This window comes from Pseudomonas massiliensis (assembly GCF_000826105.1).
Taxonomy (GTDB): Bacteria; Pseudomonadota; Gammaproteobacteria; order Pseudomonadales; family Pseudomonadaceae; genus Aquipseudomonas; species Aquipseudomonas massiliensis.
Genome location: NZ_CCYK01000004.1, coordinates 184,059 through 200,397 on the forward strand (window position 1 = coordinate 184,059; position 16,339 = coordinate 200,397).

The window sequence follows — 16,339 nt, forward strand, 5'->3', positions numbered from 1 at the left end:
ATCTTCATTGAAGCGATGACGAACAGGGGTAGACACCCATGTGGCGATGGTTTCAGTGCATTGGCCTGGTGGCGGTGCTTGCCCTACCAACGGTCGGCTGGAGCGATACCCTGCGCTTGGTCGGCGATCCGTGGCCGCCTTTCGTCGGCACCAGCCTGAAAGACGGCGGCCTGGCCACGGCCATCGTGCGCGCGGCGCTGGAGCGGGCTCATTACCAGGTCACCTTCGAAGAGGCGCCATGGGCTCGCGCGCTCAAGGGCATCGAGGAAGGCCGTTACGATGTACTGGTCGATGCCTGGTACAGCGACGAGCGCGCCCGGATCGGGCGTTTCTCGGCCCCCTTCCTTACGAACCGGCTGCGGTTCGTCGCGCTTCGGGGCAGCAATATTTCCGTTGCCCGAGGGTTGTCTGCCTTATACCCCTATTCCATTGCCGTAGTGCGCGGTTACGCCTATACCCCTGAATTCGACAATGACCCGCAACTGAAGAGGGTCCCGGTTCAAAGCTTCCAGGCGGCGCTCTCCATGCTGGCGGCGGGTCGCGTTCAACTGGCCCTGGAAGATGAATATGTTGCCGACTACCTGCTGGCGTTGCAGCCTGCGACGGTGCGGGACAACCTCAAGCTCCTCGACCCGCCATTGGCGGAAAACGGTTTGAGGATTTTGATAAGCCTGAAGCGCCCCGACTATGGCGCCATCGCGGAGGCCTTCAACCAAGCCATCGCCGCGATGCGCGCTGACGGCTCCCTGCAAGCCTTGTTCAAAGCCTATGGCGTCACAAGCCCGGTGCCGGTGCCCTGACCGGGGCAGGCTGCGCCAGATGGGCCGCCATGGTGCGTAGTGGCGCCAGTTGTCGCGCGATCAGCGCAAGTTGGCTCTGCACCAGCCGCTGGCTCTCGTCGAGCTCCTCGGGCATTTGCTCCAGGTGTTCAGCCATCGCCTGTTCCGTTTCGTTTTCCACGGCCACGCTGGTGCGCTCGGCCAGGCCTTGGGCTATTTCGTCCAGGCTCACGGCCAGGCGCTCGCCCACCTTGCCGATCAACTCATCACGTACGTCTTCCGGCAAGGTGGTGCCGCGATGGGCACCCAGGCCGGAGAGGTAGCTGAGCAAGGTATGGGACAACACCAGGAAACGGAACCCGGCATCGGCCTCCTTCCGGAAGTGACCTGGCTCCAGCAGCATGTTGGAGAGTGTTGTGGACAGCGCCGCATCGGCGTTATGGGCATTGCGTCGGGCCAGGCGGTAAGCCAGGTCGTCGCGCTTGCCCTCGGCATACTGGCGCAGGATCTGCCGTAGGTATTCGCTGTTGCAGCTCAGGGTATTGGCCAGCACCTTGTTCAGTCTTCGACCTTGCCAGTCCGGCAAGAACAGGAACACTGCCAGGCCGGCGATCAGGCTGCCTAATAGCGTATCGAGCAGGCGTGGCAGGAACAGGCCATAGCCATTGCCCGTCTGGTTGAAGCAGAACAGTACCATCAGGGTGATCGCTGCCGTTGCCAGGGTATACCGGGTAGTGCGGTTGACGAAGAACACCAGGCCGGCGGCCACCGCAAAGAAGGACTGGATGATCGGGCTGGGGAACAGATCGAACAGCGCCCAGCCCGCGGTCAGACCGATGGCCGTGCCGATGATCCGCTGGCCAAGCTTGCGGCGGGTAGCGCCATAGCTGGGCTGGCAGACGAACAGAGTGGTCAGGATGATCCAGTAGCCCTGGCTGGGGTGAATGAGGTGCACCATGCCATAGCCGATCGTCAGCGCCAGGGGCAGGCGCAAGGCGTGGCGAAACAGCAGGGAGGTGGGGGTCAGGTGTTGCCGGATCCGTTTCCACACGTCACCAAGCGTGCGGGGCGAACGGTCCAGCAGGCTGCTGTCGGTGGCTTCGGCCAGCAGGTCCGGATTGCTCGCATCGCTGAGCAGGCGATCCAGGGTGCCCAGGTTAGTCGCCAGTGCCCTGAGCGAGCGTAGCAAGCCCTTCCAGGCCGGATTGCTCTGGATGCGCAAATGCTCCAGCGAGGCGTGCAGGTCGCTCAGCGCTTCGGCGAAGGAATCGTCATACACGAATGGCTGGCGCAGTTGCAGGGTTTCCGAGAGGCGCTGGCAGGCACTGCCCTGTTGGCGCAGCAGCCGTTGGCAGCGGAACAGGACGTCGCTGTGGAAGAAGGCTTCGGCCAGGGCGTTATAAGGGTAGTGAGTGGAACTAGCGCGCTCGTGAATATCCTGGGCGAGAAAATACAGTTTCAGGTAGCGACTGACCTTGGAGCCAGGCCGGGAATTGCCTACTCGGTTGAAGATGATTTCCTTGGACGTATTCAGCGCAGCCACCACGCGGCCGTTCTGGCGAGCCAGCTCCAGGCGGCGACCCTCCACGTCCAGGCCGCGGATGGGTTCGAACAGGGAAGACTTGATCTTCAGATATTGGCCGAGTTCGAAGAATACCCGCGCCAGGCTCTGCTGCACCGGCTGGTTGGAAAACAGGGCCTGCCACAATACGGACAGCAGGCCGTACCAGGCCGCCCCTGCCACCAGCAAGGCAGGTTCGCGCCAATAGCTGGCCAGCTCGCCGCCGCGCTGGTCTACCCCGATCATGGTGTACACCGCCAGGATGAGCGTGGCATAGGCAATAGCGCCATAACGCTCCCCCAATGCGCCCAGCATCGTCAAGGCAAAGGCGGCGACCGCCATGGCAGGTACGAAAACCAGCGGGTAGGGAAACAGCAGCTCTACCGAAAACGCGGCAATGCTGAAACACACCAGGGTGACCAGCAAGGCGGTCAGGCGCCCTTGCCAGTTGTCGTCGGTTTCGGCAAGGGCGCTGGCGATGATGCCCAGGAAAAGAGGGATCAGCATGTGCAAGTCATGCTGCGACCAGCACAGGGCCATGCTGCCCGTGAGGGCAATGAACACTCGCACGCTGTAGCTGAACTTGTCTCGCGCCCAGAGGCGCCGAAGCGTATTGCCGAGGGATTTGGAAGCCATGGAAAAAAGCCGTGGACAGTATGAGGCGATGATACAGGATCAAGGCAAGCTTCACCTCAGCGGCTCTCCCGGCCTGGCCGCTGGCGCTAAGTGCCAATTTGAATTAGATTTTTACAAATAGAATATTATTTAAATATTAAGAAACATAGTTGAACAATGCGTGTAGGAAAGAGGGAAGTTTTGCCCTTCGAACTTGCCTTGCATAAAACCCGCTTCCCATAATCGCCCAAGTTTCAAAAGTGCAAGGAGCACTGGGTGCAATATGGAGTAGGGGCAAGTTGGCTACGCCTGAGTGAGTGGCTGGAAACAAAAGGCTGGCATCTGCCGGGAAGCGCCATTCGTAGTAACTTGCCATCAAGCGCCTTGATCAGAAGACGGGTGCTCGCTATCCAGAGCGCCAGTGAAGAAGGCCGACGGATCACCGCCATCAGGCTTCGCCAACGTCTTGAAGACCTCGATATCGATGACGTTCTAGACAGCTTGATGGGAGAGGCTGAAACCCTCGCCATGTACATGGCTGCCGCGGCCCTGGGTGGCGGTACTATCGGGGCGATCGGCGGCAGTTTCGCCGGTGGCATGGGCGCGGGGCCGGGGTTCGTCAGTGGTGCCACGCTGGGCCTGCGCACCGCGGGTGCCGCCATTGGCGTCTTTGGGCTCGCTGAGCTGGCCGGTGACCTTGCGGAGAAACTTCCCCGTATCGCCGGCCTGTATGCCCAGGCGTCCTGGCAGGCCTACAACAGCGTCACCGAAAACCGGGATCCGCTGGGCCGGCACTACGCTACAAGGCTCACCGGCAATGGCAGCCTGAAGTTCGGGCTAGCGCATGAAGAAGCGGTGATGCTGCTATTGAGCGCCGTGGTCGCTTACCTGCTGAGGGAGCGGGGCAACCTGAACGGGCTGGCCAGCAAACTGCAAACGACCCAGCGCGGCAAACGGATCGCTCAATGGGTGGCCAAGCACCAGGAGGCCTTGCTGGCCCACCCCGCGCTGCAGCCACGCAGGCCATTGTTCGCAATGGCCGAGGCGCCGCATACCCAGGTGACGCCACTAAGGCATGCGCCCGGCGCGCAGCCGAATGACAAACATGCCCCGCATGGCCGCCAATATCGCCGCGCACCGCGCCACCAGGTGCCTTGCTTCAAGGCCTACAGGTTGCCGAAGAAAAAGATTCCTGAATTCGACCGACAGCTCAAAGGCCAAGAAGGGGGACTGAATGATTTGACGGTTCAGGAGTATTTGGATGGGAGGGCTTTGTTTGGGGCAGGGAATGTGCAGCGAAATAGGCGAGCGGCAATGGATGCCCGTACCAAGTATGCGAAAGGTCTTTATATGGCCATTTCAGATGAACTAGCGCAGCAGGGGGTATCTTGGGATCAGGCAGATCGTATGGCTCAAAAAATGACTGATGAGAAAATGAGAAATTTAGCAGCCTTGCATAATCCCGATATGATTGCTGGTGGAATGGACAGAATCGCTGGGTTTGGTGATCGGCAAGTCAATGCTACTATTGGTCCGCAATGGCGAAGTCGCCTTGGCGAGCTTGATAAAATCGCAAATGAAGTACCCTCGAATCTCAGGCAGCAAACTAAATTGAACGCAGTACTCGTTAGGTGCATGTAGGAGGGCAGCATGGACGATGGCTTTGAATATTTTCTGAAGAAATTCGGTAATGGATTTGATCGGCGCGAAGTTTCTCAAGGTTCTATAGAGCATTACAAAGGAAGGCTTCCTGCCAAACTTATGGAATATTGGCAGGCCTATGGCTGGTGTGGCTATGCAGACGGCTTGTTCTGGACAGTAAACCCTCAGGACTACAAGCCGGTGGTGGACGCTTTTCTTGACGGAACGGAGTTTGCAACCTCTGACACCTACCACGTTATTGCCAAGAATGGATTTGGAGAATTGTATCTTTGGGGAGAAGAGACAGCGCAGTCTCTTACGATATCTTCCTATTTCAATAAATACTTTTACCATGCCTGGGCGCCGAAACGTCATGGAGATCCCCGGGCTGTAACTTCATTCTTTGCGTTCCAGTCACCGGAGTACAACGATCTGGACGGCCTATTTTCACCCGCTCTAAAGACCCTTGGACGTCTAAAATACGACGAAATCTACGGCTTCGTTCCGGCTCTCGCCTTCGGCGGCGAGCCTTCCCTCAAGCGCTTGAAAAAGGTCAAGGACGTGGAGCATATGCTGCTGCTCGCTCAGCTGGAGCCCTTGCAGCACTGGGAGTTTCCGGGTTGGAACTTGGCCGAAGACGTCGATAGCTAAAATTGATACTCGGTGATGCTGCGTTGAAAACTCCCTCGGAATGCTCATTTACAACCCGTAACTCCGCTTCCTCGGCTGTTTTGGTCTTGCCTGCGCGGCCCGGCCTGACCTTCGTCTCAAGACTGTCACACAGACCCTGAAGGCTTGTCTTTATCGAGGGCTTGCCGTGGTGCCGTAGGTTAGTGCGGCTATTCCGAGCCCTATCGCAAGCACTCTTGCTATCGCGATGTTCGACCGGTGCTAGGACGAACAACTGATCTCCAGATGCTTGCCCCAATCCGGTGGCCGCTGCGCATAGGCTTCCATGCCCGCCTCGGCTTCGAAGGGGCGGCACAGTACTTGGTGCAAGCGGCGCACCTCGCTGTAGTCGCCGGCTTCGGCGGCTTCGATTGCGTTTTGCGCCAGGTAGTTGCGCAGGATATACAGCGGGTTTACCGCGTTCATCCGTGCCTGCCGTGCCGGTTGGGCCTCCTCAGGCTGGCGGCCGAGGCGAGCCAGCAGGGCTTCGCTCCAGTTGTCGAACCCGGCCAGGTCGACGAAATCATCCCGCAACTGCCTGAGCGCGAGCGCGGCGGGCTGCTCACCGAGGCGGCGGAAGAACAGGCTGTAGTCCACGGCGCTGCCCTGCATGAGTTGCAACAGGCGTTCGACCAGCTCTTGGTCGTCATCTTCGGCGGTCAGCAAGCCGAGACGACGGCGCATCAGGTCCAGGTAGTGAGCCTGGTAAAGCGGCAGGAACAGGCCAAGGGCTTCCCGCAAGGCCTCGACCTCGATCAGCGGTGTCAACGCTTGGGCCAGGGCACTGAGGTTCCAGTGAGCGATGGGTACCTGGTTGCTGTAGGCATAGCGCCCTTCATGGTCGGAATGGTTGCAGATGAAACGGGCGTCGAAGTCATCCAGGAAGGCGAAGGGGCCGAAGTCGAAGGTGAGCCCCAGGATCGACATATTGTCCGTGTTCATGACGCCATGGCAGAAGCCATAGGCTTGCCATTTGGCGATGAGTTCGGCGTTGCGCTCCACCACGGTACGGAACATCGCCAGGTAGGGCTGCTGCGCCTCGGCGCATTCAGGAAAGTGCGCGGCCAGCACATGATCGGCCAGTTGCTTTTGCAGTTCCGGTTGGCGGGTGTAGTAGAAGTATTCGAAGTGGCCGAAGCGCACATGGCTGGGCGACAGGCGCAGCAAGGTCGCGGCCCGTTCTTGCCGTTCCCGCCATACTGGCGTGTCGGAACCGATTACGCAGAGCGCCCGGGTAGTAGGAATGCCCAAGGCGTGCAGTGCCTCGGAAGCAAGGAACTCACGAATGGACGAGCGCAACACGGCCCGACCGTCGCCCATGCGAGACCAAGGAGTCTGCCCCGCCCCCTTGAGGTGAAGGTCCCAATGTTGTCCTGCCTCGTTGACCACTTCGCCCAGCAACAGTCCGCGGCCGTCGCCGAGTTGCGGGTTGTAATGGCCGAACTGGTGACCCGAATACACCATGGCCCGTGGGTCGGCCGCTTCCCAGAGCTTATGCCCGCTGAATACCTGAGCGAACAGGCTGCCTTCGGCCTCTGCGGGCGCCAGGTCGAGCAGCGCCAGGGCTGCTTCGCTGGCCACCACCAGCCGCGGCGCCTGGATCGGCTCCGGCAGCACATGGGTGGAAAAGGCGTCGCCTAGGCGGGCGAAACGATTATCGAACTGCAGTTCATCCAAGGCTTTCATGGCCACTCACCGAAAAGAGCATAGAGGATGGACCGTTCTCAGGCCGGATCGGTGCGATCGGAACCTGGGTTGCGTACCGCCAGCTGTCGCTCGACGCCCTCGAGGTTCTTCAGGTGCACCTCCAGCTGGCGAAACGATATGTTCACGCCATGCTTCTTGAACTCGGTATTGATGAAGCGGTTGATCTCGTCAAGCGCCGGGTTGCGGTCTCCGAGGTCTCGCACATGCATGCGCAGTTCATGGTCAAGGCTGCTTTCGCCGAAGGCCAGGAAATAGACGAGGGGGGCAGGGTCCTTCAACACCCTGGGGTTTTCGTCCGCGGCTTGCAACAAGAGCTGGCGTACCACGTCCAGGTCCGAACCGTAGTCCACACCGATTTTCAATGTGACCCGGGTAATGGTATCGGTCAGCGACCAGTTGATCAGTTGCCCGGTGATGAAGGTCTTGTTGGGGACAATGATGTCCTTGCGGTCGAAGTCGGTAATGGTGGTGGCGCGAATGCGGATCTTGCTCACCGTGCCGGACAGGTTGCCGATGGTGATGGTGTCACCGATGCGCACTGGGCGTTCGAACAGGATCATGATGCCGGAAATGAAGTTGGCGAAGATCTCCTGCATGCCGAAGCCCAAGCCCACGGACAAGGCCGCCACCAGCCACTGCAATTTGTCCCAGCTCACTCCCAGGGTGGAGAGGGTGGAGACGAAACCGATGCCGGCGATGGTGTACGACAACAAGGTGGTGGTGGCATAGGCGCTGCCCTGGGCCAGATTGAGCTTGGACAGCACGAACACTTCCAGCAGGCCCGGCAGGTTGCCCGCGAGCACGAAGGTGATGCCGATGATCACCAGCGCGCCGAGGAAGTCGCCCAGGCTGATGGGCACCATGCTCATGCTCGCGCCCGTGCCGCTGGTGTATTCGTAGAGGGTGATGTTGTCCAGGTAGGCGAAGACACTGATCAGGTCGGCCCATACCCAGTAAAGCGCGCCAAGGAAGCTGCCCAGCAGCACCAGGCGGATCAGCCTCAGCGACTGCTGGTTCACCTGCTCGATGTCCAGGGTAGGCTCCTCGATCAGGGTCTCCGGGTCACCGCCGGTTTCCCGCGCCGCCTGACGCTTGCTCAGGGCCCGGTTATAGGCCAGGCGCCGGGCCGCTACGCTCAGGCCGCGCACGAAGGCCGCCTCGATCACCAGCCAGAGCATCATCAGGTAAAGGGTGTCGATCAGCCGATCAGTCAGCTTGAGCGCGGTGTAGTAGTAGCCGAAGCAGACCGCCAGGAACAGGCCCACGGGCAGCAAGGTGAAGGCGACGCCGATCAGCTTGCGGAACAGCGAGGCATTGCGATGGGTGGGGCTGGACAGCAGCAGGCGGCTGAGCAGCCAGGCCATGAGGGCGAAGCAGGCCAGCACCACCAGGATGCCGAGGGTATCGTCGGCCAGCCCGGACGGTTGCAGTTCCGCCACCGCCACCACCGCCACCAGGGCCATGACCACGATGCCCAGGCGCCGCACCCAGCCCTGAAGGAAGGTGACCTGGGCCTTTTCCCAACGGAAGTGAAGCTCGGCGACCCCGCCCGGTGCCAGCACCCGGTAGGCCGTGTAGAACACCAGCCAGGCCTGTGCCATTTGCAGCAGGGCCGAGCCCAGGCTCAGGTTCTGCCCGCGCGCGTCGATCTGCAGGGCGATACCGCACACCGCCAGGGCCAGGGCGACCGGCATGGCCAGCAGTACGTTCACCAGGATGGCCAGCGGCGTGTGCCATTGGCTATCGCGGCGGAAATGCCCGACGTTTCGGTGGACCTGGCCGAGCTTGTCGTACAGGTACTTGCGGCGCCACAGCAAGGCGCCAATGGCCAGCAGCAACGGAAGGAACAACAGCGGGCGTTGCGCCAGGCCGTCGGCAAGTTCCTTGACGCTCGATACCCAAGGCAGGGTGGTCACCTGCTTGGCCATGCGCCGCGGCAGGTTGCTCAGCCACTCGGTGTCCAGGGGTTTGTTGCTGGGAATCCAGAACATCTGTTCGTCCAGGGTCGCGCGCAGCCCCTGGGCGGTGTCCAGCAATTGCTTCTGGTTGAGTTGCAGTGTGATGGATTCATTGAGCAGGGCGCTGAGTTCCCGGTTCAGGCGCTCGAGCAGGTCCGCTCGGGTCACGGCCATGTCCAGCAGCGACTTGCGCAGCGCCGGGGTGGCCTGCTCCGCGGGCTGGCTGGCGAGCAGGTTATCCACGTAGGTCGCCGGGTTGCTCAGGGCCTCGCGTTGCTGATTGACGTCGAACTGATACAGGCGGATGTCGGCGATGCGATCTGCCAGGTTCCGGTCCACCTTGAGGGTGGGCAGCGCCTGCTTCTGGGTATAGAGGATCTTGGACAGCAGCAGGCTGCCCTTGAGGACGTTGATCTGCTCATCCAGGGCCTGGTCAGCCTGGGTCAGGGTGTCCAGTTGCTGTTTGGTGTGCAGGTTGCGCTGGGTCAGCTCGTTGAGCTCGTCCGTGCTGCGCAGCAGGTAGTCCGAGAGCTTCACGTTGGTCGCGCTTTCGGTGGCCAGCAAGCTGCTGTTGCCCGCTTTCTGCGCCTCCAGCGACTGCTGTGTCACGGTTTCCTGGGATTGCGCCAGGCGCTTCTGGTTGATCAGTGACTGCAGGTCCTGGATTTCCTGCGCCAAGCGACCGATTTTCTCTATCAGCAGGTCGTGCTGGCTGTTGCCCAGGTCTTGCAGCAGGCTGTTGCCGGCCAGTTCCTGGCGGCGCAGGTTGATCAGCGCATTGAGCGAAGCCTGCTCGGCCAGGTATTGATTGCGCAGGTCTGAACTGAGCGGTTTACCCGCGTCCTTGCCGTTTTTCAGGATGGCGTTGATCTGGCCGATCCGGGTTTGCGCGTCGGCGATCTCGGTCTGGGCCCGCTCCGGACGGGTTTGCGCGGTGATGGCCAGGGTATTGGCTTCCCCCAAGGCCTTTTGCAGCTCAGTCTGCTGGTTGCCGCGATCGGCCAGCAATTGCTCCAGCTGAGGCACGCTGGCATTGGCATAGCGCTGTGCCACGGGCAGTGTCCGGGTTGCTTTCAGGCGGTCCAGCTCGCGCTGGTTCTCGCTGGTTTGCCGCGGCGCCTCGGCGATCTGTTGCTTCACTTGCGCCAGTTGTTGTTCTCGCTCGGCCTTGGTGCCGAGCAGCGCCAGGGTTTGCTCCAGTACCTGCTCCAGGGCTTTCTGGTCGGCGTCCGGCAGCTTGCGTTCAGCGATATGGTCGAGGCTTTGCTGGACGCTGGCCGGGGTGGGCGCGTCCGCGGCAATCGCCATGGGAGTGAGCAACCCAAGTAGGGCTGCCCAGAGAAAAGCACGAAGAATAGGCATGGCTAAGAAAGGTCAACTGACGAAACCTGGAAGTTTACCGGCTCCGGCCTTTCCTGTGGCAGCGTTATGCGGCTGGGTCGTGCATCCCGGCGCGCATTTTCAAACCAGTAGTTAGAGGAACAGCCCGGGCCCAGGTTTGCTACCTTCGGGGAAACGTACCCCCACCTTGGCGATGCGGTTGGCATCCATGAGCGCTACGGTCCACAGCGTGCCGTTCCATTCAACCTGGTCACCCACCACGGGCGCGCCACCCACGCGGTGACTGATGAACCTGCCAAGGGAGGTTTGCGGGTCCTCGCCTTCAAGCTGCAGGCCATAGAGCGCGGCGACCGCGCCCAGTTCGGCGTCGCCCTCGAGCACGAAGTCGCCGAAAAAGCGCAGGTCCAGCCCGCGTTCCGGGGCCTGGCTGAACAATTTGCCCAAGGCCGGCAGGTCATGCTCATGGCCGATCACGCAGAGAATATCGTCCGCTTCCAGCACCGTACTGCCGGACGGGTGCAACAACTGCTCGTTGCGGAAAAGCGCGGCGATGCGCGTGCCTTCCGGCATTTTCAGTTCCCGCAGCGCGGCGCCGATGCACCATTTTTCGGCGCCCAGTCGATAGACGAACAGCTCCCACTCGCTGGTGTGGTGCACCTCCAGGGCGGAGCGGGAGATCGGCGCCGGATCCGGCGGTACCGTAACCTTGAGCAGGCGCGCCATCCACGGCAGGCTGGTGCCCTGCACGAGCAGCGAAACCAGCACGATGAAAAAGGCCAGGTTGAAGTACAGCTGGGCCTGGGGCAGCCCGGCCATCAGCGGAAACACCGCCAGGATGATGGGGACCGCGCCGCGCAGGCCTACCCAACTGATGAAGCCTTTCTCACGCCCATGGAAGGCCTTGAAAGGCGCCAGGCCTACCAGTACCGAGAGCGGCCGCGCAAAGAGAATCATCCACAAGGCCAGTGCCAGGGCGGGCAGCGCGATCGGCAGCAGGTCATGAGGTGTGACCAGCAAGCCCAGCACCAGGAACATGCCGATCTGGGCGAGCCAGGCCATGCCGTCGAGCATGTGCAGGATGCCATGGCGGCTGCGCACCGGCCTGTTGCCGATGACCAGACCACAAAGGTACACGGCCAGGAAGCCGCTGCCATGCAAGGCATTGGTCAGTGCGAATACCGCCAGGCCGCCACTGATGACCAGCAGCGGATACAGCCCGTTGGCCAGGTTGATGCGGTTCACGAGGGTAAGCATCAGCCAGCCGCCCGCCAGCCCGACCAGCCCGCCGATGCCGAATTCACGAACCAGATGCATCAGCAGGCCCAGATGGAAACCCGTTTCGCCGCTGGCAAGCATGTCGATGAGGGTAACGGTCAGGAATACCGCCATGGGGTCATTACTGCCGGACTCGATCTCAAGGGTGGCGGTGACCCGCTCGTTCAAGCCCTTGCCGCCCAGCAAGGAGAACACCGCCGCAGCATCCGTTGAGCCGACGATGGCGCCGATCAGCAGCCCTTGCATGAGGTTGAGGTCGAATAGCCAGGCCGCCACGACGCCGGTGAGCCCGGTGGTGATCATCACGCCCACGGTGGCCATTGACAGCGCCGGCCACAAGGCTACCCGGAAGCTGGCGACCCGGGTGCGCAAGCCGCCGTCCAGCAAGATCACCGCCAGGGCGAGGTTGCCGACCAGATAGGCCGTAGGATAGTTGTCGAAGACGATGCCGGCACCATCCACGCCTGCGACCATGCCAACCGCCAGGATGATGACGAGAATCGGAATGCCGAGGCGAGACGAGAGCGAGCTCACCAGAATGCTCGCACCGACCAGCAACGCGCCGATGAGGAACAGGCTGTTGATGGTTGCGGCATCCAAGGGCAGTACTCCATTCAAATCAAGGGCAAGGCACGTGCAGAGAACGTGCCAACCGATTCTAACCCGTAGCTTTGGCATTCTGTCAAAGCACGTCTGATTCTGATGCCAAGGGTAGGCCGCGGAAATGAAACGGCCCGGCTATCAGCCGGGCCGCAGGGTGTCGCAACCAGGGTCAGCCGATGGTCATCAGGCTGGCGTTCCCTCCCGCGGCGGCCGTGTTGACGCTGACGGCCCGCTCGATGACCAGGCGTTCCAGGGCGATGCCGGTTTCACCATGGGACAGCCCCTGCACGCCGATGATCGCGCCGGCGCGGGCCGCGATGGCTTCGCACAGGCCACGCAACTGATCGGAATCACCGTGGTGGATGACCGCGTCGAAGTGCGCCTCGTCGCGCTTCCAGTCCGCGATGAGCTGGATTCGACCCTGTACTTCCTTGGGCAGACGGTTGACCAGGCCGCGAGCCGGCTCGCCATCGGCGAAGACAGCCCGACTGCCCACCGCCAGCACTGCGGCCAGTTGGGTCAGCAGGTCGGCTTCGTTATCGGCCAGGCAAAGCACTTGCTCGCGCGGCAGAATGGTATAGCTGTTGCGTTCGCCCGTCGGGCCTGGCAGCAGGCGAGTCACACCGCTCTGAGATTGTGCGGTGTACTGGTTGCAGGCCTCCACCAGGCTTGCTTCCTGCTTGCTTTCGCCCCAGGCCTTGAGCGCCTGCAGCGGCTTGAGCAGGGCCTCGCGGGCGCGGCTGTCCGGGGTGGCCAGGTCGCTGCGCTCGAAGGTACGGAGCACTGCATCGGCCGGCCGGGTAGACAGCAGACGGTACAGGTACAGCGGGCCGCCCGCCTTGGGCCCCGTCCCGGAAAGGCCTTCGCCACCGAAGGGCTGGACACCCACCACGGCGCCGACGATATTGCGGTTCACATACAGGTTGCCGGCGTTGACGTTCTCTACCACCTTGGCGATGGTTTCGTCGATCCGGGTGTGGACCCCAAGGGTCAGGCCATAACCAGAAGCGTTGATCTGGCCGATCAAGGCGTCCAGGTCCTTGCGCTTGTAGCGCACCACGTGGAGCACAGGGCCGAAGATTTCCCGCTTGAGCTCATCGAAGCTTTCCAGCTCGATCAGGGTCGGCATCACGAAGGTGCCCCGGCGGCATTCGGTGCTGTCGGCGATCGCCACCTGATAAATCGTGCGGCCTTTTTCGCGCATGCCCTGGATATGCTGCTCGATACCGGCCTTGGCTTCGGCATCGATCACTGGCCCGATATCCACCGCCAGACGCTCCGGATTACCCAGGCGAGCCTGGGCCATGGCGCCCTTGAGCATTTCGATCACGCGGTCGGCGCTGTCTTCCTGCAGGCACAGCACCCGCAGGGCGGAGCAACGCTGGCCAGCACTGTCGAACGCCGAGGACACCACGTCGATCACTACCTGTTCGGTGAGGGCGGAAGAATCCACGATCATTGCGTTCTGGCCGCCGGTTTCAGCGATCAGCGGAATCGGCCGGCCCTGGGCATCCAGGCGTCCGGCGATGTTGCGCTGGAGCAGCCGGGCCACCTCGGTGGAGCCGGTGAACATCACACCCTTGACGCGTTCGTCGCCTACCAGGCGAGCGCCCACGGTTTCACCGCGGCCTGGCAGCAATTGCACCACACCCTCGGGAATGCCGGCTTCCAGCAGGATTCGCACAGCCTGTGCCGCGACCAGAGGCGTCTGCTCGGCGGGCTTGGCCAGTACAGGGTTGCCCGCGGCCAGGGCGGCGGCGACCTGGCCGGTGAAGATGGCCAGAGGGAAGTTCCACGGGCTGATACACACCACCGGCCCGAGCGGGCGATGAGCTTCGTTGGTGAAATCGTGGCGAGCCTGCACGGCGTAATAGCGCAGGAAGTCCACGGCTTCGCGCACTTCAGCGATGGCGTTGGCGAAGGTCTTGCCAGCCTCGCGCACCAGCAGGCCCATCAAGGGCTGGATCTGCGCTTCCATGAGGTCCGCGGCGCGCTCGAGGATGGAGGCACGCTCCACTGGCGGGGTCGCTTGCCAGATAGGGCCGTTGATCAGGGCGCACTGGATGGCGGCGTCCACGTCGCTGATGTCCGCTTCCTGTACCTGGCCAACCACATCGCGGCGGTCCGCCGGGTTCAGCACCGGCTGCGCCTGGCCCTGTGAGGCTTCGCAACCGAGCAGCGGGCCGGCCGTCCAGTCGTTATGAGCGGTGGCCAGCAGGGCGCTGCTCAGGGAAGCCAGGCGGTGTTCGTTGGCCAGGTCGATGCCTGCCGAGTTCTGGCGGTCGCTGCCATAGAGGTCCCGCGGCAGCGGGATACGCGGATGCGGCAGGCCGAACGCGCCTTCCTGGGCGCCCAGGCGCTCGATGGTGGCCACCGGGTCGGCCACCAGTTCCTGGATGGAAATGGAGTGGTCGGCGATGCGGTTGACGAAGGACGTGTTCGCACCGTTTTCCAACAAGCGGCGCACCAGGTAGGCCAGCAGCGTTTCATGGGTACCCACGGGCGCGTACACACGGCAGGGGCGATTGAGCTTGCCATCGGCGATCTTGCCCACCACTTGCTCGTACAGCGGTTCGCCCATGCCGTGCAGGCACTGGAACTCGTACTGGCCGGGGTAGTAGTTCTGGCCGGCGATCTGGTAGATGGCCGCCAGGGTATGGGCGTTATGAGTGGCGAATTGGGGATAGATGGCTTCCGGTGCTGCCAGCAGCTTGCGGGCACAAGCGATGTAGGACACGTCCGTGTACACCTTGCGGGTATAGACCGGGTAGCCTTCCAGCCCTTCCATCTGGGCGCGCTTGATCTCGCTGTCCCAATAGGCACCTTTCACCAGGCGAATCATCAGGCGATGCCGGCTGCGCCGGGCCAGGTCGATCACGTAGTCGATCACGTAAGGGCAGCGCTTCTGGTAGGCCTGGATCACGAAGCCGATGCCGTTCCAGCCAGCCAGTTGCGGCTCGAAGCACAGGCGCTCGAGCAGGTCCAGGGACAGCTCGAGGCGGTCCGCTTCCTCGGCATCGATGTTCAAGCCGATATCGTATTGCTTGGCCAGCAGCGTCAGCGAGAGCAGACGAGGGTAGAGTTCGTCCATCACGCGCTCGTACTGGGCGCGGCTGTAGCGCGGGTGCAGCGCGGACAGCTTGATGGAGATGCCGGGGCCTTCGTAGATGCCACGGCCATGGGAGGCCTTGCCGATGGAATGAATGGCCTGCTCGTAGGACGCCAGGTACTTCTGGGCGTCGTGCTCGGTCAATGCCGCTTCGCCCAGCATGTCGTAGGAATAGCGGAAACCCTTGCTCTCGAACTTGCTGGCATTGGCCAGGGCTTCGGCAATGGTTTCACCTGTCACGAACTGTTCGCCCATCAGGCGCATGGCCATGTCCACGCCCTTGCGGATCATGGGCTCGCCGCTCTTGCCGATGATCCGGCTCAGGGAGGAGGTAAGACCGGCTTCATTGTGAGTGGACACTAGCTTCCCGGTGAGCAGAAGGCCCCAGGTGGCTGCATTGACGAACAGCGATGGGCTGTTGCCCAAGTGCGGTTGCCAGTTGCCATTGCTGATCTTGTCCCGGATGAGCGCGTCCCGGGTGCCCTTGTCGGGAATGCGCAGCAGGGCCTCGGCCAGGCACATCAGCGCAACGCCTTCCTGGGACGACAGCGAAAATTCCTGTAGCAGCCCTTGAACCAGGCCCGCCCGGCCCGTGGCGTTCTTCTGGTTGCGCAGTTTCTCGGCGATGCCGGCGGCCAGCTTGTTCGCAGCCTCGCCCATGGCGGCAGGCAGTCGCGCCTGCTCCAGCAGCATGGGAACCATTTCCTGTTCGGGCCGGCGATAGGCGCCAGTGATCGCTGCCCGTAAAACCGATTGCGGCAGGATGCTTTCAGCGAATTCCAGGAAGCATTGGTGCATGCCTTCCGCAGGTACTTCACCTGCATCCTCACCAAGGGTGGCGACGCTGCCGTTGAGTTCGGTCAGGGAGGCCCCACCCTCGAGCTTCTCCAGATAGTTGAAGATCGCTTGCTTGATGAGCCAGTGCGGCGTGCGGTCGATGGACTGAGCCGCCGCCTTCAAGCGCTCGCGGGTCGGGTCGTCAAGTTTGACCCCAAGGGTGGTCGTCGCCATTTTTGATTGTCCTCATCGGGTTGCCACTGTCGCGTGGCTTGTGCGTGGCGGAAGATTATCTGGGGGCTTG

The 16,339-nt window shown here is 62.0% G+C and carries 8 protein-coding genes; 3 read left to right on the forward strand and 5 right to left on the reverse strand.

All coding sequences use genetic code 11. The features are described from left to right. Window positions 1-38: 38 nt before the first annotated feature. Complete coding sequence (locus BN1188_RS02300) at window positions 39-800, forward strand: substrate-binding periplasmic protein (protein ID WP_040259602.1); 762 nt, start codon at window positions 39-41, stop codon at window positions 798-800. Here the strand turns inward: BN1188_RS02300 and yccS are convergent. Continuing rightward, on the reverse strand, window positions 775-2,976 hold the full coding sequence (gene yccS / locus BN1188_RS02305) for a YccS family putative transporter (protein WP_040259604.1): 2,202 nt from the start codon (window positions 2,974-2,976) through the stop codon (window positions 775-777). The two genes, BN1188_RS02300 and yccS, sit on opposite strands and share 26 nt — an antisense overlap. A gap of 255 nt (window positions 2,977-3,231) precedes the next feature. Here yccS and BN1188_RS02310 point away from each other — a divergent pair, with 255 nt between their 5' ends. Further along, entirely contained in the window at window positions 3,232-4,596 is a 1,365-nt protein-coding gene (locus BN1188_RS02310) for a DUF6861 domain-containing protein (protein WP_148485236.1), read from the forward strand. A 9-nt stretch (window positions 4,597-4,605) separates the two neighbouring features. Next, window positions 4,606-5,247 (forward strand): GAD-like domain-containing protein, encoded by a 642-nt coding sequence (locus BN1188_RS02315; RefSeq protein ID WP_040259606.1) that lies wholly within the window; start codon window positions 4,606-4,608, stop codon window positions 5,245-5,247. A gap of 240 nt (window positions 5,248-5,487) precedes the next feature. Here the strand turns inward: BN1188_RS02315 and selO are convergent, their stop codons facing one another. The 4 genes from selO to putA all read right to left on the reverse strand — a co-directional run bounded on the left by selO (window position 5,488) and on the right by putA (window position 16,269). Further along, a complete protein-coding gene (selO, locus tag BN1188_RS02320; RefSeq protein WP_040259608.1) occupies window positions 5,488-6,951 on the reverse strand; it encodes a protein adenylyltransferase SelO in 1,464 nt (487 codons plus the stop codon). 38 nt (window positions 6,952-6,989) lie between these two features. Then, window positions 6,990-10,292 (reverse strand): mechanosensitive channel MscK, encoded by a 3,303-nt coding sequence (gene mscK / locus BN1188_RS02325; RefSeq protein WP_052469121.1) that lies wholly within the window; start codon window positions 10,290-10,292, stop codon window positions 6,990-6,992. A 111-nt stretch (window positions 10,293-10,403) separates the two neighbouring features. Next, window positions 10,404-12,146, reverse strand: coding sequence for a potassium/proton antiporter (locus BN1188_RS02330; protein ID WP_040259609.1), 1,743 nt, complete (start codon window positions 12,144-12,146; stop codon window positions 10,404-10,406). A gap of 172 nt (window positions 12,147-12,318) precedes the next feature. Next, window positions 12,319-16,269 (reverse strand): trifunctional transcriptional regulator/proline dehydrogenase/L-glutamate gamma-semialdehyde dehydrogenase, encoded by a 3,951-nt coding sequence (gene putA, locus BN1188_RS02335; protein WP_040259610.1) that lies wholly within the window; start codon window positions 16,267-16,269, stop codon window positions 12,319-12,321. Window positions 16,270-16,339 lie beyond the last annotated feature (70 nt).

Excerpts from the sequence above, each read along its gene's own strand:
- BN1188_RS02300 (WP_040259602.1), top strand. The coding sequence starts at position 39 with ATGTGGCGATGGTTTCAGTGCATTGGCCTGGTGGCGGTGCTTGCCCTA.
- selO (WP_040259608.1), bottom strand. The coding sequence starts at position 6,951 with ATGAAAGCCTTGGATGAACTGCAGTTCGATAATCGTTTCGCCCGCCTA.
- yccS (WP_040259604.1), bottom strand. The coding sequence starts at position 2,976 with ATGGCTTCCAAATCCCTCGGCAATACGCTTCGGCGCCTCTGGGCGCGA.
- putA (WP_040259610.1), bottom strand. The coding sequence starts at position 16,269 with ATGGCGACGACCACCCTTGGGGTCAAACTTGACGACCCGACCCGCGAG.
- BN1188_RS02315 (WP_040259606.1), top strand. The coding sequence starts at position 4,606 with ATGGACGATGGCTTTGAATATTTTCTGAAGAAATTCGGTAATGGATTT.
- mscK (WP_052469121.1), bottom strand. The coding sequence starts at position 10,292 with ATGCCTATTCTTCGTGCTTTTCTCTGGGCAGCCCTACTTGGGTTGCTC.